Below are 756 nucleotides of genomic sequence, written 5' to 3'. Positions count from 1 at the left end.
GTCGGGAAACAATAGCAGCTAGATCAATACTGTCAGACAGGAAATTATTCCGTCGAGCAATTGAAACGGAGGAATTAAATTTGTGTGATTCGTATCGTTAGTTTGCTTACCTAGTAGAAAACTCTATGATTTCTCGCGACGTGACTTGGTTGTTTTAAACCGCTTAAAAATCTGATGCCCCTACATCAGTCGATGCCTTGATTTCAAAGTTTCCACTTTTACGTCCGCTATGTCGATGTTTCTAGGCAGAATTGGTACTGACGAACAATAACAATGAATGCCGATAATGCCTGTTCGTCCTAAAAGTCGTTAGTGCGAACCGTGTAGTTTCGCACATGAATACTAACTAGTCGAAAGTTAGTTGCTGAGCACTTGTTGCGACGACAGTGACTTTGACCATCATCTACTAAACTACGACTAGAGAGAATTAAGCATGGATGAAAGTTGTGCCGAAGTTGAACGCTAATTATTATGAGCTGCTGGAATCATACGCGGGCCGTATCCGTCGAAAAATGCCTCAAGTCGAAGAACACGCGCTTCTTACCAAATCAATAAAGTATCGCGACGTTTTGGCCACCACCGTAGTTGGACGAGGAACTACCTACGACGAACTTTCTGCAAATCTTGATGACCTCGCAAATGGTGAAATCGACTTTGCAGTTCTTGCGTCCTTGGGGCGGATCGTGGCCTTGCAGAATATCAATACCGAAGATCGGGCAAACGGTCGAAAATTCATTCATGCGGCAAATGAAAATT

General features: G+C 43.3%; 1 protein-coding gene. It reads left to right on the top strand.

Translation table 11 applies throughout. The annotated features are described in order from the left end of the window. Positions 1 to 437 precede the first annotated feature (437 nt). Positions 438 to 756 (top strand): hypothetical protein (locus ACT3UQ_RS19720; RefSeq protein WP_444637821.1); only part of this gene is annotated, 319 nt, incomplete at its 3' end.

Source organism: Glutamicibacter sp. AOP12-B1-11 (assembly GCF_052379245.1).
Lineage (GTDB): Bacteria > Actinomycetota > Actinomycetes > Actinomycetales > Micrococcaceae > Glutamicibacter.
The sequence above is the reverse complement of the archived record's forward strand: the minus strand, read 5'-3'. Positions and strand labels throughout refer to the sequence as shown.